This is a genomic window from Streptomyces sp. NPDC031121, from assembly GCF_055570615.1.
Genome location: NZ_JBVIGV010000005.1, coordinates 157,446 through 180,351, shown reverse-complemented (window position 1 = coordinate 180,351; position 22,906 = coordinate 157,446). Strand labels below are relative to the sequence as shown.

Below are 22,906 nucleotides of genomic sequence, written 5' to 3'. Positions count from 1 at the left end.
GCGTTCACCCTTTTGGGTGATGGGATCCCGGCTCGCTCCGCCCACTGTTGTTCCGCTGGCACCCTTGCCTGCGCGGGTCATCGTCCGCGGGCCGGGGGTGTGCGATGGGCAGTGTTACTGCGACGGTGAGTATCCGTCAGCAGCGTGGTGTTCTCGTGGAGGACCGAGACTGGGGTACGGCGCCTGTCGACCTCCTGCAGTCGGCTTGTCCGTGGCGGACGTTCCGCTGGTACAAGGGTCAGAAGCACTACTCGGGTACCTACTGGTCGGCGACGGTGCGCGACCACGTGATCTATGAGTCTCGCCTGGAACTATCGCGCTTGCTCTTTGCCGACTTCGATCCGTCGGTGCGCGGCATCGTGGCCCAGCCCTTCCTACTGAAGACCGTGCTGGAGGGGAAGGTGCGCCAGCACGTCCCGGACTATCTCCTGCTCATCGGGCAGGTGCCGGTGGTTGTCGACGTCAAGCCGTTGCATCGGTTGTCCAAGCCGGAGGTGGCGTTCACCTTCGGCTGGACCCGGGAGGCCGTGGAATCGCGCGGATGGAAGTACGAGGTCTGGAGCGAGCCTCCGGCCGTGGAACTGGAGAACATCCGGTTCCTGGCGGGTTACCGCAGAGACTGGCTGTTCAGCGCCGAGACCCTGGAGGAGCTCTGGGACGCGGATCTCGACGGGCTTCTTCTGGGACAGGCCACGAGGTGTCTGCCAAATTATCCGGAGCCTCACGTTCGCGCCGCCATCCATCATTTGCTCTGGAGGCAGGATCTCGTCACTGATCTCGGCCGCCCGCTGGGCTCTTCGCACGTGCTGAGGAGGGCAGGGTGAGCAGGGCGGCGGCTCGCGTCGGAGTCGGTACGCGCTTCCGCTACGACGGGGAGACCGTCGAGGTGGTGGAGATGGCTGCGACCACGGCAGGCAACGAAGTGGTCTTGAGGGATGGCCAAGGGCGGCTTCTACGGCTGTCGCTCAAGGAACTGCTGTTCTCGGACCGTGCTGTGATCAGCCCTGACGGTCCAGGGCCGTCGGCGGACGACGAGGGCGAGATCGCCTCTGTGGTTCTCGGGCAGCTTGACGCCGTGGAGAAGCAGAAGGTCCTGGAAAGAGCCGAGCACGTCCGTGAGGTGCTGACGGGTTATCGGTCCGGCAGTCCCGAACTCGCGCGCGACGAAGAACCTCGTTCCGAGTACTTGCCGGAGAAGCCGCTGGAGGCCAGATACGCGGCGAAGACCGCTGAACTCGGTGTGGGTCTGAGGACCTTGAAACGGTGGGTCGCCGAGTTCCGGGAGCACGGGGAAGCTGGACTTGCTCCCCGGAAGGGGCCGACGCGGAAGTCGCAGATTGCGGTCGATGACCGGTGGGTGGAGACCGCGGTGGAGGTGATGGTCGAGCACACCGACCAGTCGCGGCCGTCGCGGACGATGGTGATCGATCGGACCCGGGCTCGGGTGATCGCGCGGTTCGGCGAGGGAGTGGTGCCGCAGCCGAGTCGGGCGACGGCGTTTCGGCTGTTGGAGGAGTTGGAGCGACGCCATCCGTTGTTCCGGCTGAGTACGAAGCGGAACCGAGATATCGCGGATCGGCCGGAGGGCCCGTACGGGAAGCTGCGGCCGACGCGGCCCGGTGAGTATCTGCTGATGGACTCCACCCGCCTGGACGTCTTCGCGTTCGACCCGTTGACCCTGAAGTGGGTTCAGGCCGAGCTGAGTGTCGGGATGGACTGGTACTCCCGCTGCATCACGGGGATCCGGCTCACGCCGGTCTCGACGAAGGCGGTGGATGTCAGCGCGGTGCTGTTCCAGTCCTTTCGGCCGCGGCCGGCGGGGCAGGACTGGCCGCGGCACGCGGTTTGGCCCGAACACGGCATCCCCCGCACTGTCCTGGTCGACGTCGAAGGCGCCAGCGGACCGGGCCTGGCCTCGCCGCCTCTGGTTCCCGAGACGCTGGTCGTCGACCAAGGCAAGGTCTACGTCTCGGAGCATCTGACCAGCGTCTGCCGACGGATGGGCATCTCCATCCAGCCTGCCCGACTCCGGACGGGCCGCGACAAGGGGCCGGTCGAGCGCTACTTCCGGACCCTTCGGGAGGGACTGCTGCAGGTGCTGCCCGGCTACAAGGGGCCCGACATCCACTCGCGGGGTGAGAGCCCCGAGGACGACGCGTTCTTCTTCCTCGACGAGCTTGAGGCGATCATCCGGGAGTGGACCGCAGCGGTCTATCACTGCCGGCCGCACTCCAGCCTGGTCGATCCGGGCCTGCCGGGTCTGAGGATGTCCCCGGCGAAGATGTTCGAGCACGGAATGGCCCGCGCCGGCTACATCGAGGTCCCCCGGGATCGCGATCTCGCCTTCGAGTTCCTGCAGACGAAGTGGCGCACGGTCCAGCACTACGGGGTCGAGATCGGCCGCCGCCGCTACAGCGGACCAGGCCTGCCCGAGCCGGGAGTCCGCAGCCCCTACGACAGTCCGGTCAAGAACGGCTGGCCCTTCCAGGTGGGCCCCGACGACATCACCCGGATCTACTTCCGCGATCCGGCTACCCGGGCCTGGCACACGCTGGTCTGGGAACACGCGCCGTCGTCCGAGATGCCCCTGAGCGAGGACGCGCTGACGTTCGCCCGGCAGCTGGCGGCCTCGAAGTATCGCTTTCCCGACGACCGGCTTGCCGTCGCTGACTTGTTGGAGCGGTGGAATCTCGGCCTGGGCACCACGATCGCCGAGCGGCGCATGGCCCTGCGGCTCTCGCGCGAGCAGGAGGCCATCGAACTTCCGGAGAGTGAGGCGGAGACGGTCGTCTCGCTTCCCTCCGTACGTAAGGCCCTCGGCCAGGACGAGCAGACCACGGAGCTGCGGGAGCCCGACGTGGTGACGGAGGCCGGGGATGACGACGAGGCTGATCTGGAGGACCTCGCCGGGGAGGACGACTTCTACGCCGATGCCCTGGAGGACGTGTGAACGACGGCAGCGTTCCGCAGCCAGGCAGTCTTGCCTTGTCACGGAAGGAGGACTTCAAGGCGTTCGCCGAGAGCCCTCGCCGCAGCCGGCCCGACCTGCTGACACGAAAGCAGCTGAAGTCCCTGCCCACACAGGCGCGGGCGGACTACGACCGTCAGCGCCGGCAGTGGCACGCGAACATCGGCCCGGTCAAGACGCCGCAACTGACAGAGCTCCATGAAGACTTATGGGACATCGTCGACAGCAACGAGCAGGACGGTGACAAGGCTAAGGGGGCGGTGGCCGTAGACGCGTTCCCGGGTCTGGGCAAGACGACCTCGGTGCTGGCCTTCGCTCGCGACTTCCACCAGCGGGAGATCGAGGAGTCGGGCGCGTTCACGAGCCAAGGGCATGAGCGGATCCCGGTCTGCCGGGTCGGGCTGACCGGGAACACCGGAATGAAGGATCTCAACCGGGCCATGCTGGAGTTCTTCGGTCACCCCGGGCAGATGCGGGGGACCACCGCCCAGTTCGGACGGCGGGTGCTGGACTGCGTGCTGTCCTGTGATGTCCGCCTGGTGGTTCTGGACGATCTGCACTTCTTGAAATGGGGACAAAAGAGCGGCATCGAGGTGAGCAACCACCTGAAGTGGATCGCCAACGAGTTCCCGGTGACGTTGCTGATGGTGGGGGTCGAACTCGCGAAGAAGGGCCTGTTCGGTGAGGGAACGAACGGGCGCGACACAGCTCTGGCCCAGACCGGCCGCCGCACCACCCGCCTCGGACTTCGACCGTTCACCATCGATACGGAGGCTGGCCGTCGGGAATGGCGGCAGATGCTGCTGGCCCTCGAACAGCGCGTCGTGCTCACCGACAAGCATCCCGGCATGCTCGCGGACGACCTGTCGGACTACCTCTTCGCCCGCAGCACCGGACACATCGGCTCGCTGATGACGCTGATCAACCGCAGCTGCCAGCGGGCGGTCCGCACCGGCGCCGAACGTCTTGACCAGGAGCTCATGGACCGGGTGAAGAACGACGAGGCATCCGAGGCCGCCCGCCTCGAACTTCAGGCCGCGCTGGAGAAGAAACGGCTGACCAGCCGCCCGCGGCCCCGGAGCCGGCGACCCGCATGAGAACGCCGGTCCGCACCCTGCCGATCCGGCTGCCTCCACTGTCCGGCGAGGCCCTGGACTCATGGCTGGAGGCAATAGCCAGACGGATGGACACCGCACTCGGTGATGTTCTGCTGCACCTCGGCTTCCCGGTCCGGCACCGGGCCGGAAACCAGTTCCGGGGCATCCCGGCAGACTGGACGCTCGTCCTCGACGAACAGCAGACCAATGCCGTCGCGCACGCCACCGGGACGCCCCCGGAGACAGTCACTGCCCTGACCCTGGCGCACTACGACGGACGGGCCCTCCACATGAGTGCCGGAGGCCGGGTCGTGTCACGGCACGTCCTTTGGGGCCGCGGAGGGGGATCCCGGTTCTGCCCGGAGTGCCTTCTTGCCAGGGATGGGCGATGGCAATTGTCCTGGAGGCTCGGTTTCTCCTTCGCCTGCACCCAGCACCGCAGACTGCTGGCGGACTGCTGCCCGCACTGCGGCAGGGTGCCGCGGCAGCGGCCCCGTTCCGGCCGGTCCGTCCCCCTGCCTGAACTCTGCGGCAATCCACCGACCCGTCCCACCCGCCCGTTCTCAGCTGGCTGCGGCACCGACCTGACCCGCGCTTCGACGCTTCTCCTGCCTCCTGGCCATCCGGTTCTCATGGCGCAGGACCGAGTGATGGAGATCATCGATGGGGCAACGGCTGCTTTCGGCCCTTACCGGACCTCTCCTCAGCTGGCATCGGCGGTGCTGGCCGACATCCGGGCCCTGGGCATCCGCGTCCTGAGCGACCTGCCCGCAGCTGTCCTACGAGAACAGATCCCGGCTGACATCGCAGAAGCTCACCTCAGCACCGATGCGGTCTCCCCGCACACCGGACTGGCGATGGAACGTCCGGGGTTCATGGCCCCGCCGCGAGCTGCGGATACGGCCGTCGCGGTCACCATGGCCCTGAGCATCCTGGAGCAACCAGGAATCGACCCGGCCGGCGAGGCCCTGCGAAGCCTGCTGGAAGCAGTACGCGAGGAACTCACGCAGATCTCGGCGACCAGTATCGACAGCTGGGGCAGAGGTATCAGCCCGGTGCTGCAGTCCGTGCACCTGGCTGCCCTCGCTCCTTCCCTCCGTCCCAGCGAATACGTCCGCTACCGCGTCGCGACCGAGACGCCCCGCCGACCGGCCAGAACCACTCGGGACATCGAGGAGCGAGCCAGGAAGATCCCCACGATGTTCTGGCCGTCCTGGACGGTCCGGCTCGCACCATCCAAAGGAGTCCACGCACGGGCTCTGGCCCCCGTCCTTGCCGCCCTGCTGCTAATTCCCGACAGCCGCGCATCCCTGGACCAGGCAGCCGAGCTGATCGGCAACGCCATCGACGGCATCGAGGTCTCACGACTCCTCCAGGAACTCGACGACCTTCCGCAATGGCCGGGCATCGCCACTGCCCTGGACCGGCTCGTCGACTACCTCGATAGCAACAGCACCCCCATCGACTACGGCCGGCGCCGACTCCTGGACTACACCGGCCTGCTTCCTCATGACCGCTGGCTGGAGATCTGCCGCCGCACCGGAACACCACCGGGAACCGGACGGCGCGAACGCATCGCACGCAGCCAGCTCGTCCAACGCCTCAGCGGCCTGCCCGCCGAGTCTGTCCCCGACGACCTGGGCGGGCTCGACAGCGCAGAGTTCCGGGCGACGTCCTTACGGTTCACCGCGCTTCAGACCCCTGAACTCGTGCACGCCCTCCAGCAGGAAGCTCTCATCTTCCTGGCCTTACACCACATCCACGACGAGCCCGTGACCTGGCAGCCGCCCGCCACCCTGCTGGCAGGGCTCTCCCTTCCCGGACCAGACCCGGCACACGTCGACCTACCCCGCCTGCACCAGCTCGTCCGAGAACGCCAGCACCCCGTTCAGCACGCCGCCCAGGTCCTGGGCACGACCGTCGAGGCCATCAGGCACGTCCTCGACGAACATCCAGCCCCCGCACCCCCGCTGACAAAGAACGCTTCCAGAGCCACTGGCCGCATCCGGCAGCAAGCCCGGCAAGCCATTCCGGCAGAGCGCTTCACCCGGCTCTACCTCGACGAACACCGGTCCCTCCAACAGATCGCCACCCTCACCGGCTTCTCCCGCAGCGTGCTGACCGGCCTCGCCAAGGACTACGGCATTCCGCTCCGCGAGGGCCCCAAGGACTACAAGCGCCGCGGCACCATTGAACGGGACTGGCTCATCGAGCAGTATGTCCACCGCCGCCGGACCCTGCCGGACCTCGCCCGAGAAGCCGGCATGAGCACCGCGAACATGGCCCGCTGGGCCCACACCCACAACATCCCCCTCCGGCCACGCGGCGGAGCGAGCCACCAGACCGTCCTCCACACCGCCGACGAAGCCGAGGCTCTTCCCGTCATCCTCCGCAAAGCCCTCACCGGCCCATACGCGCGGCAACGACTCGCGCGATTCCTGGCAGCCCAGTCCTATCCCACCCTCACCGAAGCAGCCCAAGATCTCGGCATCCACCAGTCGGCCCTGGTGATCCAGATCAACCGCCTCGAACGGGACCTCGGAAAGGCACTGCTTGAACGCGCGGAACGCGGTCGGGCCATGAAACTGACTCCCTTCGGCGAGAAGGTCATCGCGGCCATCAGCACCATGCAGGGTCAGATCGCGAGTCAGCCCTGACGCTGATCGTTTGCAGTGCCTGCGACAGCAGGCCCGCAGTTCGCCGGAAGCGCCCCTACCACCATGGAGATGGCTGCAGCCGCGGTGTCGCCTTCACCGATGACCGTTCCACGAGAAGGACCGCAGACGCGATACCGGCCGTCGCTCAGCGGATCGATGAACGGCACGTCCCATGAGTACGGGAACCCGGTGCAGGTCGTGAAGTGCAGCGACCAGTGGCTGGTGAACGGATACAACTGCCGCAGCTTCGGTTCGGCGGACGCAGCCTCGGCGAGCGCCAGTGTCTGGCGGGCGAGGTCGAGTCGATCGGCGTCCTGGCGCAAGCCTTCCAAGAGAAGTCGCCACTGCACGGTGACAGCCTCGGCCGGACCGCGTTCATGCGCTTCGGCCAGCTCGCTCACCTCGATGAAGGAAGCATCACCCTGGATCTCGCGGAGCCTGGCGCCGTCACGCCAACCTGCCGCAGCTCGGGCCAGTTCTCCCAGTTCGGAAGTCGAGCCCGAGAGCAGCTGAACCCCTTGGCACGGGCCATTGATGTTGAACCAGCGGCTCTCCGATCCGATGAAGATCCAGCAGGGCTCCCGGCCAGGGGCTGTGCTGGTGACGCCGGCTGTCCGCAGCGGGTCCGAATCGTTGCTCAGCACCACACCCAGATCGAGTCCCTGCTCGGCGGCAGCCAGTGCCAGGGCCGCGGCCAGACTGCCAGCAGCCGCGAGATCCGGATAGAGATCAGGGTCGGCAGGAGTCGGTTCGTGTCGAGCGGGGCGCGGGGAGGTGAAGGTCACCGCTGGAGTCTGCCGTCTGCGCTGAGCAAATGGCCACCCCAGGAGACGGACCTGTCGCACGGCGCTACAGTCCGACAGCGGAGGAGGGAAGATGGCGCTGAACAAGAAGGGTTCCAGGCGCATAACCGTTGACGGGATCGAGTACCGCTGGCGGATCCGCAAGAAGCCCTCCTACATGCAGGGACTTTGCTGGACACCGATGACCTACGCGGTCGAAGCGGCCAGCGGCAGCCAGCCGGGCACGGCCTTGATTGTCACCAGTGGCCAGGCCCATCCCAGTAACTGGGTGCGCGTCGAGACTGAGCCCATCCGTCCAGCTCACGTTGCTGCCAGCATTCGAGAGGCACGGGATCAAGGCTGGGATCCAACCCGGATCGGTTCTCCTTTCCAGCTCGACCGATCCGCAGGATTCATCGCTCAACCATGAGACAAAGCGGAGTAGCGCGGCGCATCTGGCCCGGCATCATGGCCTGGTGACCACATGGATGCGCTGCTACTGGGACGAGGAAGACACCTGGTTCTACTTCGAGGTCGACTCCGAAGGCTGGGTGATCCGGCAGGTCGAACTCGAAGGGCCTGAGCTGATCCCGATCGCAGCTGCCTCCCTCGCCGAGTGGCAGCGGGCCCGCGACGCAGGCCGCCTCGACGAGTACGACAGCAGGTTCGGGATCACCGCCGAGCTGCCCGTCTCGGAATGGGAAGGTCACGACCCCGAACAACTCACCTCCGAAGAGTTCGAGGAAGTCTGGAGTCCTGCCCGCCAGCAGATCGCATCCCAGCCCAGATGACCTCTCGGCGCCGCAGAGGCTTCTTGGCATCATCGCGGCATGACCCCGACCCTTCCCCGCACCGTCCGAGCCGTCGACACTGCTCAGCTCCTGGACTTGGCCCATGAGGCCGCCATCCATGGCTTCAGCCAGCGGCTCCCGGTCGACTGGCTTCGAGAGCACCTCGCCGCGGAGGCGACGCACTACCTGTTCCCGACGCTCGTGCAGCGGCTCACGCATCGTCCCGAGACGCTGCTGCAGTGGAGATGCCAGCAGCTGCTGACCGTCAGCACCGGCGAACAGATCTGGGGTCTGCTCGACGTCCTTCCCGACACCTTCGACAAGATCCCGGAGACCTTGGACACGGCGTCCAAGAAGGACATCATCAGCCGCATCGAGCGAGCAGTGAAGGTGCGTGAGTGGGTGGAACGGATGGCTGCCGATGCAGGTTCGTGAAGCCCCGGGCAGCGTTGCAGCCTGCTGGACAGCCTGAAGAAATGACACCGATCTGAGACAGCCGCCTGCCGACACGTCGTGAGACTGAAGGGAAACGTCCAGGTCACAGCGTCGGCGCCTGACACCGAAAGTGAGAACCTACACATGGACGCCCTGCCCGAAGACCTTCACCTGCTTCCCGCGACCCGGCGCGCACTGCTGCACCGGATCGCCGCCGCCCAGAGTGAGGGCCGGGCGCCCTCGCTCGCCGCCGCGGTCGCCCGCGGCGGTGCCGTCGTCTGGGAGGGTGCGCGCTCCTCGGCGGACGGACCGGGCCCGGACGGGAACGTGCAGTACCGGATCGGCTCCATCACCAAGACGTTCACCGCGGTGCTCGTGATGCGACTGCGTGACGAGGGACTGCTGTCGCTCGCCGATCCGGTCGAGAAGCACCTGCCCGGCACCGGCGCCGGCGACGTGACGGTCGCCCAACTGCTGTCGCACACCGGGGGCCTGGCCGCCGAGACCCCAGGCGAGTGGTGGGAGCGGTCCTCCGCGGCGCTCCGCCCGGAACTCGCGGACGTGCTCGGCGAGGAGCCCTTCCGGTTCGAGCCGGGCCGCCGCCACCACTACTCCAACCCCGGTTACACGCTGCTCGGTTCGCTCGTCGAGGCGCTGCGGGACAGGCCCTGGGCGGAGGTGCTCCGCACGGAGGTGTTGGAGCCCCTCGGCCTGGACCGCACCACGGTGCAGCCGCACGCGCCGCATGCGGGCGGATGGGCCGTCCACCCGTGGGCCGACGTGATGCTTCCCGAACCCGCGGAGGACCTGGGACTGATGGCGCCCGCGGGGCAGCTGTGGTCCACGACCCGGGACCTGGCGCGGTTCGGGCAGTTCCTGATCCACGGCGACGAGCGGGTCCTCGGCGCGGCCGCGGTCGCGGAGATGGCCGTGGCGGCGTCCCCTCCGGAGCCGGGGATCGCCGACCACGGGTACGGGCTGGGCCTGCAGCTCGTGCAGAGCGGCGCGCGGCGGATCGCCGGCCACAGCGGCTCGCTGCCCGGCTTCGTCGCCGGTCTGTGGCTGAGTGCGGCGGACGACGTGTCGGCTGTCGTGCTGGCCAACTGCACGTCCGGTCTGCCCGCCGCGACGGTCGCGGCGGATCTGCTGCACCTCGTGGCCGATGCGGAGCCGCGGATTCCCGCCCCGTGGAGGCCCTTCACGGAGGCGGACCCGGTGGCCCTGGAGGTGTGCGGCCCCTGGTACTGGGGGACGGCGGCTCACGCGGTGCAGCTGCGCTCCGACGGCCACCTGGAGCTCGGCCCGGTGGCGGCGCAGGGCCGTGCCGCCCGGTTCCGCCCGCAGCCCGACGGCAGCTGGCTGGGCCTGTCCGGCTACTACGCGGGCGAGACCCTGCGGGCCGTGCGCCGGACCGACGGCACGGTGAGCCACCTCGACCTCGGCTCCTTCGTGTTCACCCGGCAGCCCTACGACCCCGAGTCGCCCGTTCCGGGCGGTGTGGACACGCAGGGCTGGCGCGGCATCGGCTGAGCCGCCGCCGGTCAGAGAGCGAGCTTGAAGCCGACGTGGGAGGCGGTGAAGCCGAGCCGTTCGTAGAAGCGGTGCGCGTCCGTCCGCGTGGCGTCCGACGTGAGCTGGACGAGTCGGCAGCCCTCCTGCCGGGACCGCTCGACCGCCCACTCGATGAACCGGGTGCCCAGACCACTGCCACGTTCACCGGCGTGGACGCGGACGCCCTCGATGACCGCGCGCATGGCGCCCTTGCGGGACAGGCCCGGAATGAAGGTCAGCTGGAGGGTGCCCACCACGCTGCCGTCGCGGACCGCGACCATCAGGTGCTGGTTCGGGTCGGCGGCGAGCTGCCGGTAGGCCGCCCGATAGGGGGTGAGGTCGTCCGGCGACTCGCGCGTGGCGCCCAGGGGGTCCTCGGCGAGCATGGCGACGATGGCCGGAAGGTCCTCTTCGGATGCCGGGCGGATGACGGCCCGGGGAGTATCGGACACGGTGCTTTCCTTTCTCAGCCGGCGGCCACGGTGAGCGGGGCCCAGCGGCGGGTCCAGTCTCCGGGAAGGGAGGGGAGGCCGCGGGTCATGACCGCGTTGAACGCGACGGACTCCAGACCGCGCTGCCTGAGCCAGGCGGTGAACTCCTCGTGGCGTACGTCCACGTCCGTGCGCAGGGGCCGGTCGGTCCGGGCGGCGAGCGCGGTCGTGAGGGCCTTCGCGCTCTCCGTGTCCCGTGCGACCAGGGGGCCGATGACATGGGTCTCCATGTTGGGCCACATCGCCGCGTAGCCGACGAGTTCGCCCGCTGCGTCCTCGGCGACGAGCAGGCGGTCCGCGAACGCCGGGAGCCGCGTGATCATGTGGGTGCGGTCGGCGCCGAAGACCTCGGTGTCCAGGCGCACGATCCGCGGGAGGTCCTCGCCGGTGGCCGGCCGCACCCCTGCCCCGGCCTGGTGCGGCCCTGCCGGACCGGGGCGGAACGAACCCCTCAGCATCTCGGCCCGCCCCGTCACGGCGAAGCCGAGCTCCTCGTAGAGGGGGCGGCCGTAGGGCGTGGCATGGAGGGTGAGCGGAACCCCCTTCAGGACGTCGTCGCACACATGGGCCATCAGCCGGCGGCCGAGGCCGCGGCGGGCGTACCGGTCGGCCACCAGGACCATCCCGATCGCGGCGAGTTCGGGTTCCTCGGGGGAGGGTCCGTACGAGGTGGTGACACAGGCTGCGGCGAGGCCCCCTCCGTCGGGGGCGTCGATGCCGTAACCGCAGCCTGCGGCGAGGAGGAGCCCCCACTTGTGGTCCTCGCGCGGCCATCCGCGGTCTTCGGAGAGGTCGGCGCAGCGGCGGAGGTCTTCCAGGGTCAGCGCCCGGATCGGCAGGTCGGTGAGGTGTGGTGGTGTCACCGGGCCAGACTGGATCATCGCGGGAGGGGCGTCCAGGGGAATTCGGCCGAAGTTCGCCGGTGAACCGGCTGATGTTTCACGTGAAACCTGGCGGTGTTTCACGTGAAACCACCCCGTGGTGTCCCGTGGAGCCCGCCGTTTCACGTGAAACCAGCGGCTAGCCTCCCTGCCATGACGCGCCTGCACCTGTTCGACCTGGACGGCACCCTGATGTACGGATCGGCGGCGCCGGTCGAGATCTCCCGGCAGCTCGGCCTGGGGGCCGAGATTGCCGAGCTGGAGCGGGCCTTCAGCGCCCGGAAGATGGACCCGCCGCAGTTCTCCCTCGCGGTGCACGCCCTGTGGGCGGAGCTGACGCCCACGCACGTCCGCGCTGCCTTCGACGGCTCCCCCTGGCTGTCGGGCATCCGGGACGTGTGGTCCGACATCAGGGAGCGCGGCGAGTTCTGCGCCGTGGTCTCGCTGTCGCCGTCGTTCTTCGTGGAACTGCTGCTGGAATGGGGTGCGCACGCGGCCCACGGCTCGCTCTTCCCGCAAGTTCCTTTCATCGGGCCGATGGACGTGGCGGGCATTCTGACGCCCAAGGACAAGGTCACGGTGGCGGACCGGCTCTGCGAGCGCTTCGGGCTGGCCCGGACCGACTGTGTGGCGTACGGGGACTCGGCGACGGACGAGGTGCTCTTCGGGGCCGTGCCGGTGTCGGTGGCGGTCAACGCCCGCCCCTTCCTCGCGGAACGGGCGACGCACGTCTACGAGGGCCGGGATCTCCGGGAGGCCTACCAGCTCGTCGCCGAGGCACGCCCGGGAGTCGCAGCATCTTAGGAGGAAAGTGGGTCAGGATCCCGGAATTTCCCCAATCCCCCGCGGGTGTTTTCGATCGGCTGGCAGGCTGTGGGACCCGGAACCACGGATCGAAGGCCGTGGCGTGCTTGTCGACCGAGATGCTCGAAGCGAGGCACCGCATGGACGCTCCGCCCACCAGACCGGCCAGACCCGCGACCCGGATACCGCTCGGGAGCGGTCCGGTCGCCCCGTCCCCGGACGCGGTGCTCATCCGCCGGACGCTGGAGGAGATCGCCCCCGTCGCCGACCGGGTGACGTCCTACTTCTACGCCCTGGTCTTCACCCGGCACCCGGAGCTGCGGGACATGTTCCCCGCCGCGATGGACACCCAGCGCGATCGGCTCCTCAAGGCGCTGCTGACCGCCGCCGAGCACATCGACGATCCGGACGTGCTCACCCCCTACCTGCGGCGCCTGGGCACGGGCCACCGCAAGTACGGCACGCAGCCCGGGCACTATCCGGTGGTCGGGGAGGCGCTGATCGGCGCGCTGGCCCGCCACGCGACCGCCACCTGGGGGGCCGAGGCGGAAGCGGCCTGGGTGCGGGCGTACACCGCCATCTCCCAGACGATGATCGACGCGGCCGCCGAGGACGAGCGGACATCCCCGGCCTGGTGGCACGCGGAGGTCGTCTCCCACGAGCTGCGCACCCCGGACATCGCGGTGCTGACGGTCCGCCCCGACCAGCCGTACCCCTTCCTGGCGGGCCAGTACACGAGCCTGGAGACCCCCTGGTGGCCCCGGGTGTGGCGCCACTACTCCTTCGCCTCCGCGCCGCGCGCCGACGGGCTGCTCTCCTTCCACGTCAAGGCCGTACCCGCGGGCTGGGTCTCCACCGCCCTGGTGCGCCACGCCCGTCCCGGCGACGTGCTCCGGCTCGGTCCTCCGGCCGGGTCCATGGTGGTCGACCACAGCACCGACAACGGCATGCTCTGCCTGGGCGGCGGTACGGGGATCGCCCCGATCAAGGCACTGATCGAGGACGTCGCGGAACACGGCGAGCGCCGGCCCGTCGAGGTCTTCTTCGGGGCGCGCAGCGACGGAGACCTCTATGACAAGGACACCCTGCTGGGCCTGCAGCGCTCGCACCCCTGGCTGTCGGTGCGCCCGGTGGTCGGCGAGGGGCTGGCCGGGCAGCTTCCCCAGGCCGTGGGCGAGCACGGCCCGTGGAGTTCGTACGACGCGTTCGTCTCGGGGCCGCCGGCGATGATCCGCAGCGGAGTGGACGAACTCCGGCGGATCGGCATCCCGCAGGACCGTATCCGCTACGACGCGGTCGGGGACCTGGTGGGCGCTGCCGGCTGACGCCCCGGTCCCCGATACCGGCCGCCCCGCGCGGGCTCAGCCCAGATCGGGCGCGTGCATGGCCCGGACCCCCTCGATGTTCCCGTCGAGGTAGTGGCGCAGGGACAGCGGGACGAGGTGGACGGCGGCGATACCGACCCGGCTGAACGGGACGCGGACGATCTCGTACTCGCCCTCGGGCTGGTCGACCTCGGGGCCGTGCCGCTGGTCCGGGTCCATCGAGGCCAGGCGGCAGACGAAGAAGTGCTGCACCTTCACCCCGGTCACCCCGCCCGCGGCGATGTGCTCGACGGTGTCGACGAAGCAGGGCACCACATCGGTGATCTTGGCTCCGAGCTCCTCGTGGACCTCGCGGTGGAGGGCGTCGACGACGGTGGCGTCGGTGGGCTCGACGCCGCCGCCGGGAGTAAGCCAGTAGGGGTCGACGCCGGGCTTGGTGCGCTTGATGAGGATCAGGTCGTCACCGTCGAGCAGGATCGCGCGGGCGGTGCGTTTGACCACGGGACGTTCGGTCATGGGGAAAGAGTGGCCCGGGACTCCGGTTCTGAAACGCGCCGTCGGCCGGAATGCGCCGGTTCACCAGTGCGCCGCCGCACCCACCAGCAGCTCGTGGGCGCGGGCCAGGTGGGCGAGCGCGAGGCTTCCGGCGCGGGCGACGAGGAACCAGGTGCGCAGCGGCGGGACGGCCGGCTCGGGCAGGGCGACGACCTGCCCGCGGTCGAGGGCCTCCTGGCACAGGTAGCGGGGCAGTACGGCGAGCCCGGCGCCCGCCCGTACGCACTCCAGCACGGCCCGCAGGTCGGGCACGACGACGCTCGCGGCGTCGGGCCGCGTGTCGGGCCGGCTCTCGAAGACGGCCGCCCAGTACCGCATGGCGAGCGGCATGCTCTCGTGCACCTCGACCAGCGGGATGCCGTCGAGGGTGGCCGGCCCGGCCTCGCGCAGCCGGTCCGAGTCGACGAGCGCCGCCCAGTACGGGGCGGCGACCAGGAGGTGCTCCTCGTCGCAGAGGGCGGTGGCGGTGAAGAGCCCGCCGCGCGGCCGGGCGGTGGTGACGACGAGGTCGTGGTGGCCGGAGGCGAGGCCGTCGAGGGCTTCTGCGGCGTCGGTCCGCAGGGCCGTGCGCACGGTGTGGCCCTGGCCGACGAGCGGGGCGAGCGCGGGCAGGACGCGCAGGGAAAGGAACTCGGGCGGACCGGCGAGGTGCAGGGTCCGCCGGCCCCCGGCCGCCTCCCGCTCGGCCTCGGTGATCCGCAGCAGGGCGTCGAGGTGCGGGGCGGCCTTGTGGGCGAGCTCGTCGCCGACGGCGGTCGGGGTGACGCCGCGGGAGCGCCGGTGGAACAGGGGCCGCCCCAGCTGGCGTTCGAGAGTCCGGATCTGCGAGGTGACGGCTGGCTGCGACAGCCCGAGCAGGGCGGCGGCCCGGGTGAACGAGCCCGCCCGGTGCACGGCTACGAAGGTGCGCAGCAGGGCCAGGTCCATTGGCGGCCCCTCTCGGTGGGCCTTCCACTATAAATATGCCGATAGGCCCCTGTCGTTACGGTGATTGGACTCTGACGCACGGTCAACTAGCCTTGGACGTGCGGTTCTTGCGCGGAACCCGGGGCGGTCCGAGCCAGGAGGGGGGAGGCTCGGACCGCCTTCCGCGCCTGCTCAGAGCCGGTATGCGGCCGCGTCGTCGAGGGCGCGCAGCACGTCCGCGACCAGGTCGTCCTCGTCCTCGATGCCGGCGGAGAAGCGGATGAAGCCCTCCGGGACGGCGTCGCCGCCCCATCTGCGCCGCCGTTCCGCGGTGGACCGGACGCCACCGAAGCTGGTCGCGTCCTCGACCAGGCGGAGCGCGGCCATGAACCGCTCGGCATGCGCCCGGTCGGGCAGCGTGAACGAGACGACCGAGCCGAAGCCCCGCATCTGGCGGGCCGCCGTCGCGTGCGACGGGTCGCCGGGGAGTCCCGGGTGGCGGAGCCCCGTCACCTCGGCGCGTCCGGCCAGGGCCTGGGCGACGGCCAGCGCGTTGGACCACTGGCGGTGGGTGCGCAGCTGCAGGGTGGCCAGGGAGCGGTGGGCGAGCCACGCCTCCATGGGGCCCGGGACAGCTCCGATGATCTTGCGCCAGCGCCGGATGCCCGCGGCGAGGTCGGGGCTGCGGCAGACGACGTAGCCGAGCAGGAGGTCGCCGTGCCCGGTCAGCCCCTTGGTCCCGCTGGCCACGGAGAAGTCGGCGCCCAGCTCCAGAGGCCGCTGGCCGAGCGGGGTGGCGAGGGTGTTGTCGACGGCCACCAGGGTGCCGCCCGCCCGTGCCGCCTCGGCCAGGCGGCGTACGTCGCACACGTCCAGTCCGGGGTTGGAGGGCGTCTCTATCCACAGCAGCCGGGCGCCGTCGAGGGCGGCGAGCTGGGCGTCGCCGCCAGTGGGCGCGGTGCGGACGCGCACCCCGTACGCCGCGAGCTGCTCGCGGACCAGGGGCAGCGCCTGGTAGCCGTCGTCGGGCAGGACGACCGTGTCGCCGGCCCGGGCCTGGGAGAGGAGGACGGCGGAGACGGCGGCCATGCCGGAGGCGAAGACCACGGTCTGCGCACCCTCCGCGCCGGGTGCCTCCAGCTCGCCGATGGCCTGCTCCAGCAGGGTCCAGGTCGGATTGGTGTCCCGCCCGTAGGTGTACGGGCCCTCGACCTCGCCGGGCAGGTGGAAGTGGGCGGCGAAGACAGGGCCGGGCAGCGGCGGCTCGTTCTTCACCGGCTCCGGAAGGCCGGCCCGTACGGCGCGGGTGCCCTCCCCCGCCGGGGCGGGTGCGGGGGCTCGGCCCTCGGTGCGGTCGTTCCCGTTCACGGGGTGTGCTCCTTCACGGTGGGGCGGGCCCTGCGGGCGTTCAGTCCTTGTCCGGCAGGGCCAGGTTCACGGCCCACGACACGACGGAGATGATCAGACCGCCGACGAGTGCGCTCCAGAAGCCCTCGACGTGGAAGCTGAGGTCGAGCTGCTTGGCCAGCCAGGACGTCAGGAGCAGCATCAGGGCGTTCACGACCAGGGTGAACAGGCCCAGGGTGAGCACGAAGAGCGGCAGCGACAGGAGTTTCACGACCGGCTTGACGATGAGGTTGACCAGGCCGAAGACCAGGGCGACCAGCACCAGGGACAGCGTCCTGTGCCCGAGGGAGCTGTGGTCGTCGAGCGTGATGCCGGCGACCAGCCAGATGGCCACGGCGAGGGCGGCGGCGTTCGCCAGCGTCTTGACTACGAAATTCGTCATGTGTCTGATCGTGGCAGAGAAGATCCCGGTGGGACATCGGCGGATCCGCCGATGCCGGGACGAGAGAACACGAGGGCACAACGACGATGAAGGCCTTCCGGCTGGACGAACTCGAGGCGGAGCGCCTCGCGAACGACGGCGCCTACCTGCAGTTCCTGAGCGAGCGGAACATGTCGGTCGGCCTGTACGCGCTCGATGCCGGCCAGAGCGATCCGCAGCAGCCGCACCGCCAGGACGAGGTGTACTTCGTCGTGAGCGGCCGCGCCTCGATCACGGTCGGGGAGGAGACGACGACGGTGGCCCGAGGCAGCGTCGTCTACGTGCCGGCCGGGGTCCCGCACAAGTTCCACCACATCAGCGAGGACCTGAAGGTGCTGGTGGTGTTCTCCCCGCCGGAGGCATGACCGCTCGGGCCCGGGTCCGCACAGGGCCTGCATCCGGGTCCGGCCCCCGGTTCCCCTAAGGGCCGGATCAGGGGACTCCGGGGGCTCGAGGGACCCTGCCGGCGTCCGCGCACTCCTAGGATCGAGTCAGGAGAAACGACGGTACGACTACATGCGACGCGCCCGCGGACACGCAGGCGGAAGAGGAAGAGGTCGAGCAATGGACGGCATCCGAGAGACGTTCGCCGGCATGCCCTGGTGGGTCAAGTGGGTCGCGGTTCCCCTTCTGGTGCTGTTCGTGTTCGGCGGCGTCATCACGAGCATCCTCGGTGCCCTGATCGGGTTCGCTTTCAAGCTGCTCCTGTTCGTGGCCCTGGTCGGCGCACTGGTCTTCCTGGTGAAGAAGTTCGGCGGGAGCAGCGCGAAGTCCTCCTCGCGCGACTGGTGAGCCCGCTCCGGCGTGCCGGATGCGGGGCCCGCCGCGGTTAACCCGAGTGGAGGAACGGGGGCCACGCGGAAGCTCACGGCGCGCGCAACGGTGGATAGAGTCGCGGAATGTGCCGCTCCTGGGAGCGAACGCCGAAAGCACCTCGGTGACCTGCGGCTACGCCACTCACGGCCCGAGCATGACCCCCAGGACCCGCGGCGTGTGCGGGGGCGGCCCCCGCAGGGCGGGCCCCCGGTCCGCCGCCAGGCCTGGGGGTGAGCTGTGTCTCCGGTTCACAATGCCGGTGTGTCCACGCTGATCGGTTCGGTGCAGCGGGCGCTGCGGCTGCTCGAAGCAGCGGGCTCCCACAGCGGGGGAGCCCCGGCGAAACAGCTCGCGCGTGAGGCCGGCCTCCCGCTGCCCACCGCCTACCACCTGCTGCGCACGCTCACCTACGAGGGATACCTGCGCCGCGAGGGCGGGGTGTTCGTCCTCGGGGAGGCGGCCGGACGGCTGGCCGGCGGCGCGGTGCAGCAGAAACGTCGCAGCATGATTCTGGACTCGCTCGCCCACTTCCGCGACGCGGTCGGTGCCCCGGTGTACTTCGCGGTGTTCCGGGACGGGGAGATCGAGGTCGTGGGCGTCTCGGACACGCCCTCGGACCCGGCGGTGGAGGAGTGGGCGGACTTCCGCGCGACGGGCCACGCCCACGCGATCGGCCAGTGCCTGCTCGCCCAGTTGGACGAGGAGACCCGCCGGGACTACTACGTCCGGCACCCCGTCGAGGCCGTCACCCCGTACACGGTGCGGGACCAGCGCGCGCTGGAGCAGCGCATCGGATCGCTTGGCCGCACGCAGACGGTGACGGAGCACCAGGAATACGCGCTGGGCACCGTGTGTGCGGCCATCCCCATCACCGCGGGGGACACCGCCGCGACCATGGCGATTTCTCTTCCCTTGCACCAGGCCGAAAAGTTGCCGTGTGTAGTTGAACGACTACGGAGTGAAGTAGGCGCGCTGTTGAGCGCCCTCCTGTTCTCTATCAGTATCTGAAAACTCACTCCTTGTGATCCGTCATGGCTTCCACCACCCTTGTCAAGAGGGTCTCGGGGGGTCATTCCTGGCCACTTCCACGACAGCGGGGTAGGCAATGCGCGAATCGGTTCAGGCAGAGGTCATGATGAGCTTCCTCGTTTCCGAGGAGCTCTCGTTCCGGATCCCGGTGGAACTCCGGTACGACGCCGGCGATCCGTATGCGGTGCGCCTGACCTTCCACCTTCCCGGGGACGCCCCGGTGACCTGGGCATTCGGGCGCGAACTCCTCCTCGACGGCATCAACAAGCCGTGCGGTGAAGGCGATGTGCACGTCGCGCCCACCGCACCCGACGAGCTCTCGGACGTGTACATCAGGCTCCAAGTCGGCAGCGACCGGGCCCTGTTCCGCGCCGGCGCCGCCCCGCTCGTCGCCTTCCTCGACCGCACCGACCGGATCGTTCCGCTCGGCCAGGAGCGCAGCCTCGGCGACTTCGAGGGGAGCCTGGACGAGGCCCTCGACCGGATCCTGGCCGAGGCGCGGCAGAACGAGCAGAACGCGGGGTAGCGCCGCGGCGGCTGCGGCCGGCTCAGCGCTTGCGCCGGCGCCCCCGCCCGCTGCGGGCCGCGGCGGGGGCGCCGCCGGCGCCCGGCGGGCCGGGCCGGTCCGCGGACACGACCAGCGCCGCCAGGGCCGTCGTGACCGGGACCGAGGCCACCAGGCCGATGGACCCCACCAGGGTCCGCACGATCTCCTCCGCGACAAGCTCGCTGTTCGCCACCGAACCCATGCTGCTGTTCGCGATCGAGAACAGCAGCAGCAGTGGCAGCGCCGCACCGGCGTAGGCCAGGACCAGCGTGTTGACCACCGACGCGATGTGGTCCCGGCCGATGCGGGTGGCGGCCCGGTAGACGGCCCGCGGCCCCATCGACGGGTCGGCCTGGTGGAGTTCCCACACCGCCGACGTCTGCGTGACCGTCACATCGTCGAGGACGCCCAGCGATCCGATGATGACGCCCGCGAGCAGCAGGCCGCTCATGTCGATGTCCGGGTAGAGGCCGTGGATCAGCCCCGTGTTGTCGTCGGTGTTGCCGCTGAGGAACGCCCAGTCGATGAACACCGAGCCCAGCAGGCCGATCAGCAGGAGGGACACCAGCGTCCCCAGGACCGCGACCGAGGTGCGGGCGGTCAGGCCGTGGCACATGTAGAGCGCGATCAGCATGATGGCGCTGGCCCCGATGACCGCGACGAGCAGCGGATTGGAGCCCTGAAGGATCGCGGGCAGGATGAACAGCGTCAGCACGGTGAAGCTGATGGCGAGCGAGATCAGCGCGAACAGCCCGCGCATACGGCCCACCAGGACCACGACCAGCGCGAAGAGGCCGGCGAGCACGGCCAGCGGCAGCTTGCGGTTGACGTCGATGACGGAGTACTGGAGGTCGCGGGGCGCGTCCGGCGCGTACGCCACGACGACCTTCTGCCCGTCGGCCAACTGGCGCGGGGCGCCCGGCTGGACGATCTCGAAGAAGGTCCGCCCCTTGTCGGGCCCGGTGCCGACCTCGACCGTGGCCTTCTTGCAGGATCCGTTCTGCCGGGCGACCGCCTCGCGGCCCGAAGGGGTGGAGGTGTCGCCGGTGGGCGGCACCTGGGAGGCGTTCACCGATTTGCAGTCGACGGTCTCCAGCGCGACCACGCGCGCCTGCTCGGTCTGGCGGTCGAAGCCCACCCCGGAGCGCTCGTGCGCGGGGGCGCCGCCGGGCCACAGCACGGCCATGCCGACGAACACGGCGGCGGCGAACGGGATCAGCACAGCCGCGATGACCCTGCGCAGGTGCTTCGAGACGGGCGCCGCCGGCCCGTGCCCGTGGCTGTGCACATGTGCGTGGCCATGGGGGTGGCCCGGTCCGTGGGAGTGGCCGCGGCCGTCCGGGGAGGGGGGCTCCTGCGGATCGGTGGGCTCGCCGGGGGGCATCGTCGAGGGCGTCACCAGCAGATCATCGCAAGAGATGAGGGGGCCCACTGTTCAGCACGCCACAGATGACGCTAGCGTGGGGGCACCTTTGCACAACGCGGGAGCTCGGAGCACCGGGCTGAGAGGGCGCTGATCGCCGTACGCGCATGACATGCGTACGGGAGGAGGCTGCGCCGACCGCCGAACCTGTTACCGGGTAATGCCGGCGTAGGGAGATCAGGTCTCATGACCATTCAGGACGCACGCACGCCTGCCGCCGGCCGGGACGCCGACGGCCAGACCGAGCGCCAGCCGGGCTGGCACAAGGGCTATGTCGCGGGCTCCCGCCCCGACATCCGCGTGCCGGTTCGCCAGGTCCACCTCACCAACGGCAAGGACGTGACGCTCTACGACACGTCCGGGCCGTACACCGACCCGCAGATCGAGACGGACGTGCGCCGCGGGCTGCCGCCACTGCGCGAGAACTGGATCATCGGCCGCGGCGACACGGAGGAGTACGCGGGCCGCCCGGTGCGCCCCGAGGACGACGGCATCAAGCACACGTCGCCGCGCGGCGGCCTGAAGAACCTCGACGCGGTGTTCCCCGGCCGCCCGCGCCTGCCCCGCCGGGGCCGCGGCGGCCAGGCCGTCACGCAGCTCGCCTACGCGCGCCGCGGCGAGGTCACCCCGGAGATGGAGTACGTCGCGATCCGCGAGAACGTCTCCCCCGAGGTGGTCCGCGACGAGATCGCGGCGGGCCGGGCCGTGCTGCCGGCCAACGTGAACCACCCGGAGATCGAGCCGATGATCATCGGCAAGAAGTTCCTGGTGAAGGTCAATGCCAACATCGGCAACTCCGCCGTCACCTCCTCCATCGAGGAGGAGGTGGAGAAGATGACCTGGGCCACGCGCTGGGGCGCCGACACGGTCATGGACCTCTCCACCGGCCGCAACATCCACACCACGCGCGAGTGGGTGCTGCGCAACTCCCCCGTGCCGATCGGCACCGTGCCGCTCTACCAGGCGCTGGAGAAGGTCGACGGCAAGGCCGAGGAGCTGACCTGGGAGATCTACAAGGACACGGTCATCGAGCAGGCCGAGCAGGGCGTCGACTACATGACGGTCCACGCCGGCGTGCTGCTGCCGTACGTCCCGCTGACCGCCCGCCGCAAGACCGGCATCGTCTCCCGCGGCGGCTCGATCATGGCCGCGTGGTGCCTGGCGCACCACAAGGAGAACTTCCTCTACACGAACTTCGAGGAGCTCTGCGAGATCCTCGCGGCCTACGACGTCACCTACTCGCTCGGTGACGGCCTGCGCCCCGGGTCCATCGCGGACGCCAACGACGCGGCGCAGTTCGCGGAGCTGAAGACGCTCGGCGAGCTGAACACGATCGCCAAGCGCCACAACGTGCAGACCATGATCGAGGGCCCCGGGCACGTCCCGATGCACAAGATCAAGGAGAACATCGACCTCCAGCAGGAGATCTGCGAGGAGGCGCCGTTCTACACGCTCGGCCCGCTGACCACCGACGTGGCCCCGGCCTACGACCACATCACCTCCGGCATCGGCGCCGCGATGATCGCCTGGTGGGGCACCGCGATGCTCTGCTACGTCACGCCCAAGGAGCACCTGGGCCTGCCCAACCGCGACGACGTCAAGACGGGCGTCATCACCTACAAGATCGCGGCGCACGCGGCCGACCTGGCCAAGGGCCACCCGGGCGCCCAGGAATGGGACGACGCCCTGTCGGACGCGCGGTTCGAGTTCCGGTGGGAGGACCAGTTCAACCTGGCCCTCGACCCTGACACGGCGCGCGAGTTCCACGACGAGACCCTCCCGGCGGAGCCGGCCAAGACCGCGCACTTCTGCTCCATGTGCGGTCCGAAGTTCTGCTCGATGAAGATCTCGCAGGACATCCGCCGGGAGCACGGCGGAGACCTGAAAGCCGAGGAGATCCAGGCGGGCATGGCGGAGAAGTCCGCCGAGTTCGCGGCGAGCGGCAACAGGGTGTACCTGCCACTCGCCGACTGACGCCGCCCGGGGACCGACGGGGCGGACCCGCGACCCATGGGGGGAG

The 22,906-nt window shown here is 69.8% G+C and carries 22 protein-coding genes and 2 pseudogenes; 16 read left to right on the top strand and 8 right to left on the bottom strand.

Features of this window, described 5'->3' with window-relative positions:
* Positions 1–125 precede the first annotated feature (125 nt).
* From ACZ462_RS10995 to ACZ462_RS10975, 5 genes and pseudogenes are all read left to right on the top strand, one after another.
* Complete coding sequence (locus ACZ462_RS10995) at positions 126–824, top strand: TnsA-like heteromeric transposase endonuclease subunit (protein WP_467807470.1); 699 nt, start codon at positions 126–128, stop codon at positions 822–824.
* A complete protein-coding gene (locus tag ACZ462_RS10990; RefSeq protein ID WP_467807471.1) occupies positions 821–2,950 on the top strand; it encodes a transposase in 2,130 nt (709 codons plus the stop codon). The genes ACZ462_RS10995 and ACZ462_RS10990 overlap by 4 nt, the downstream gene beginning before the upstream one ends.
* Positions 2,947–4,065 carry an AAA family ATPase gene (locus ACZ462_RS10985; protein ID WP_467807472.1) on the top strand — a complete coding sequence of 373 codons (1,119 nt, stop codon included), beginning with the start codon at positions 2,947–2,949 and terminating at the stop codon, positions 4,063–4,065. The genes ACZ462_RS10990 and ACZ462_RS10985 overlap by 4 nt, the downstream gene beginning before the upstream one ends.
* Positions 4,062–4,454, top strand: a pseudogene (locus tag ACZ462_RS10980) (TniQ family protein); the annotation flags it as partial. The gene ACZ462_RS10985 and the pseudogene ACZ462_RS10980, both read left to right, overlap by 4 nt.
* A 261-nt stretch (positions 4,455–4,715) precedes the next feature.
* Positions 4,716–6,722 (top strand): helix-turn-helix domain-containing protein, encoded by a 2,007-nt coding sequence (locus ACZ462_RS10975; protein ID WP_467807508.1) that lies wholly within the window; start codon positions 4,716–4,718, stop codon positions 6,720–6,722.
* Here the strand turns inward: ACZ462_RS10975 and ACZ462_RS10970 are convergent.
* The gene (locus ACZ462_RS10970; protein WP_467807474.1) at positions 6,713–7,507 is read right to left on the bottom strand and encodes a DUF6193 family natural product biosynthesis protein; all 795 of its coding nucleotides are present in this window, start codon (positions 7,505–7,507) and stop codon (positions 6,713–6,715) included. The genes ACZ462_RS10975 and ACZ462_RS10970 overlap by 10 nt on opposite strands.
* 91 nt (positions 7,508–7,598) lie before the next feature.
* On the opposite strand from ACZ462_RS10970, the gene ACZ462_RS10965 reads away from it, so the two are divergent.
* The 4 genes from ACZ462_RS10965 to ACZ462_RS10950 all read left to right on the top strand — a co-directional run bounded on the left by ACZ462_RS10965 (position 7,599) and on the right by ACZ462_RS10950 (position 10,260).
* Positions 7,599–7,934 carry a hypothetical protein gene (locus ACZ462_RS10965; protein WP_467807475.1) on the top strand — a complete coding sequence of 112 codons (336 nt, stop codon included), beginning with the start codon at positions 7,599–7,601 and terminating at the stop codon, positions 7,932–7,934.
* Between the two features lie 58 nt (positions 7,935–7,992).
* The gene (locus ACZ462_RS10960) at positions 7,993–8,295 is read left to right on the top strand and encodes a hypothetical protein (RefSeq protein WP_467807510.1); all 303 of its coding nucleotides are present in this window, start codon (positions 7,993–7,995) and stop codon (positions 8,293–8,295) included.
* Between the two features lie 39 nt (positions 8,296–8,334).
* A complete protein-coding gene (locus ACZ462_RS10955; protein ID WP_467807476.1) occupies positions 8,335–8,730 on the top strand; it encodes a hypothetical protein in 396 nt (131 codons plus the stop codon).
* A 144-nt stretch (positions 8,731–8,874) separates the two neighbouring features.
* A complete protein-coding gene (locus tag ACZ462_RS10950) occupies positions 8,875–10,260 on the top strand; it encodes a serine hydrolase domain-containing protein (protein ID WP_467807477.1) in 1,386 nt (461 codons plus the stop codon).
* 11 nt (positions 10,261–10,271) lie between these two features.
* Here ACZ462_RS10950 and ACZ462_RS10945 read toward each other — a convergent pair whose 3' ends face one another.
* Together ACZ462_RS10945 and ACZ462_RS10940 are read right to left on the bottom strand one after the other, a co-directional pair.
* Positions 10,272–10,667: a GNAT family N-acetyltransferase gene (locus ACZ462_RS10945; protein ID WP_467807511.1), complete on the bottom strand. Its 396-nt coding sequence runs from the start codon at positions 10,665–10,667 to the stop codon at positions 10,272–10,274.
* A gap of 80 nt (positions 10,668–10,747) precedes the next feature.
* On the bottom strand, positions 10,748–11,635 hold the full coding sequence (locus ACZ462_RS10940; RefSeq protein WP_467807479.1) for a GNAT family N-acetyltransferase: 888 nt from the start codon (positions 11,633–11,635) through the stop codon (positions 10,748–10,750).
* A gap of 171 nt (positions 11,636–11,806) precedes the next feature.
* On the opposite strand from ACZ462_RS10940, the pseudogene ACZ462_RS10935 reads away from it, so the two are divergent.
* Both ACZ462_RS10935 and ACZ462_RS10930 read left to right on the top strand, forming a co-directional pair.
* Positions 11,807–12,247, top strand: a pseudogene (locus ACZ462_RS10935) (HAD family hydrolase); the annotation flags it as partial.
* On the top strand, positions 12,247–13,782 hold the full coding sequence (locus ACZ462_RS10930; protein ID WP_467807513.1) for a globin domain-containing protein: 1,536 nt from the start codon (positions 12,247–12,249) through the stop codon (positions 13,780–13,782). The pseudogene ACZ462_RS10935 and the gene ACZ462_RS10930, both read left to right, overlap by 1 nt.
* A 36-nt stretch (positions 13,783–13,818) precedes the next feature.
* Here ACZ462_RS10930 and ACZ462_RS10925 read toward each other — a convergent pair whose 3' ends face one another.
* The 4 genes from ACZ462_RS10925 to ACZ462_RS10910 all read right to left on the bottom strand — a co-directional run bounded on the left by ACZ462_RS10925 (position 13,819) and on the right by ACZ462_RS10910 (position 17,032).
* On the bottom strand, positions 13,819–14,298 hold the full coding sequence (locus ACZ462_RS10925; RefSeq protein ID WP_467807481.1) for an NUDIX domain-containing protein: 480 nt from the start codon (positions 14,296–14,298) through the stop codon (positions 13,819–13,821).
* Positions 14,299–14,358: 60 nt separating this feature from the next.
* Entirely contained in the window at positions 14,359–15,264 is a 906-nt protein-coding gene (locus tag ACZ462_RS10920) for a LysR family transcriptional regulator (RefSeq protein WP_467807482.1), read from the bottom strand.
* 171 nt (positions 15,265–15,435) lie between these two features.
* Positions 15,436–16,611 (bottom strand): cystathionine gamma-lyase, encoded by a 1,176-nt coding sequence (locus ACZ462_RS10915; protein ID WP_467807483.1) that lies wholly within the window; start codon positions 16,609–16,611, stop codon positions 15,436–15,438.
* Between the two features lie 40 nt (positions 16,612–16,651).
* Entirely contained in the window at positions 16,652–17,032 is a 381-nt protein-coding gene (locus ACZ462_RS10910; RefSeq protein WP_467807485.1) for a phage holin family protein, read from the bottom strand.
* 86 nt (positions 17,033–17,118) lie between these two features.
* Here ACZ462_RS10910 and ACZ462_RS10905 point away from each other — a divergent pair, with 86 nt between their 5' ends.
* The 4 genes from ACZ462_RS10905 (at position 17,119) to ACZ462_RS10890 (ending at position 19,442) form a co-directional block, all read left to right on the top strand.
* On the top strand, positions 17,119–17,436 hold the full coding sequence (locus ACZ462_RS10905) for a cupin domain-containing protein (RefSeq protein WP_467807487.1): 318 nt from the start codon (positions 17,119–17,121) through the stop codon (positions 17,434–17,436).
* A gap of 199 nt (positions 17,437–17,635) precedes the next feature.
* Positions 17,636–17,863, top strand: a complete 228-nt coding sequence (locus tag ACZ462_RS10900) for a DUF5326 family protein (RefSeq protein ID WP_467807488.1) — start codon at positions 17,636–17,638, stop codon at positions 17,861–17,863.
* Between the two features lie 285 nt (positions 17,864–18,148).
* On the top strand, positions 18,149–18,895 hold the full coding sequence (locus ACZ462_RS10895; protein WP_467807490.1) for an IclR family transcriptional regulator: 747 nt from the start codon (positions 18,149–18,151) through the stop codon (positions 18,893–18,895).
* Positions 18,896–18,992: 97 nt separating this feature from the next.
* Positions 18,993–19,442 (top strand): SsgA family sporulation/cell division regulator, encoded by a 450-nt coding sequence (locus ACZ462_RS10890; RefSeq protein ID WP_467807492.1) that lies wholly within the window; start codon positions 18,993–18,995, stop codon positions 19,440–19,442.
* Positions 19,443–19,464: 22 nt separating this feature from the next.
* Here the strand turns inward: ACZ462_RS10890 and ACZ462_RS10885 are convergent, their stop codons facing one another.
* Entirely contained in the window at positions 19,465–20,847 is a 1,383-nt protein-coding gene (locus tag ACZ462_RS10885; protein WP_467807514.1) for a YibE/F family protein, read from the bottom strand.
* Positions 20,848–21,072: 225 nt separating this feature from the next.
* Between ACZ462_RS10885 and thiC the strand changes: the two genes are divergently transcribed.
* A complete protein-coding gene (thiC, locus tag ACZ462_RS10880; protein WP_467807494.1) occupies positions 21,073–22,860 on the top strand; it encodes a phosphomethylpyrimidine synthase ThiC in 1,788 nt (595 codons plus the stop codon).
* Positions 22,861–22,906 lie beyond the last annotated feature (46 nt).

Excerpts from the sequence above, each read along its gene's own strand:
- ACZ462_RS10975 (WP_467807508.1), top strand. The coding sequence starts at position 4,716 with ATGGAGATCATCGATGGGGCAACGGCTGCTTTCGGCCCTTACCGGACC.
- ACZ462_RS10965 (WP_467807475.1), top strand. The coding sequence starts at position 7,599 with ATGGCGCTGAACAAGAAGGGTTCCAGGCGCATAACCGTTGACGGGATC.
- ACZ462_RS10960 (WP_467807510.1), top strand. The coding sequence starts at position 7,993 with ATGCGCTGCTACTGGGACGAGGAAGACACCTGGTTCTACTTCGAGGTC.
- ACZ462_RS10955 (WP_467807476.1), top strand. The coding sequence starts at position 8,335 with ATGACCCCGACCCTTCCCCGCACCGTCCGAGCCGTCGACACTGCTCAG.
- ACZ462_RS10950 (WP_467807477.1), top strand. The coding sequence starts at position 8,875 with ATGGACGCCCTGCCCGAAGACCTTCACCTGCTTCCCGCGACCCGGCGC.
- ACZ462_RS10945 (WP_467807511.1), bottom strand. The coding sequence starts at position 10,667 with ATGCTCGCCGAGGACCCCCTGGGCGCCACGCGCGAGTCGCCGGACGAC.
- ACZ462_RS10925 (WP_467807481.1), bottom strand. The coding sequence starts at position 14,298 with ATGACCGAACGTCCCGTGGTCAAACGCACCGCCCGCGCGATCCTGCTC.
- ACZ462_RS10920 (WP_467807482.1), bottom strand. The coding sequence starts at position 15,264 with ATGGACCTGGCCCTGCTGCGCACCTTCGTAGCCGTGCACCGGGCGGGC.
- ACZ462_RS10910 (WP_467807485.1), bottom strand. The coding sequence starts at position 17,032 with ATGACGAATTTCGTAGTCAAGACGCTGGCGAACGCCGCCGCCCTCGCC.
- ACZ462_RS10905 (WP_467807487.1), top strand. The coding sequence starts at position 17,119 with ATGAAGGCCTTCCGGCTGGACGAACTCGAGGCGGAGCGCCTCGCGAAC.
- ACZ462_RS10900 (WP_467807488.1), top strand. The coding sequence starts at position 17,636 with ATGGACGGCATCCGAGAGACGTTCGCCGGCATGCCCTGGTGGGTCAAG.
- ACZ462_RS10890 (WP_467807492.1), top strand. The coding sequence starts at position 18,993 with ATGCGCGAATCGGTTCAGGCAGAGGTCATGATGAGCTTCCTCGTTTCC.
- ACZ462_RS10885 (WP_467807514.1), bottom strand. The coding sequence starts at position 20,847 with ATGCCCCCCGGCGAGCCCACCGATCCGCAGGAGCCCCCCTCCCCGGAC.
- thiC (WP_467807494.1), top strand. The coding sequence starts at position 21,073 with ATGACCATTCAGGACGCACGCACGCCTGCCGCCGGCCGGGACGCCGAC.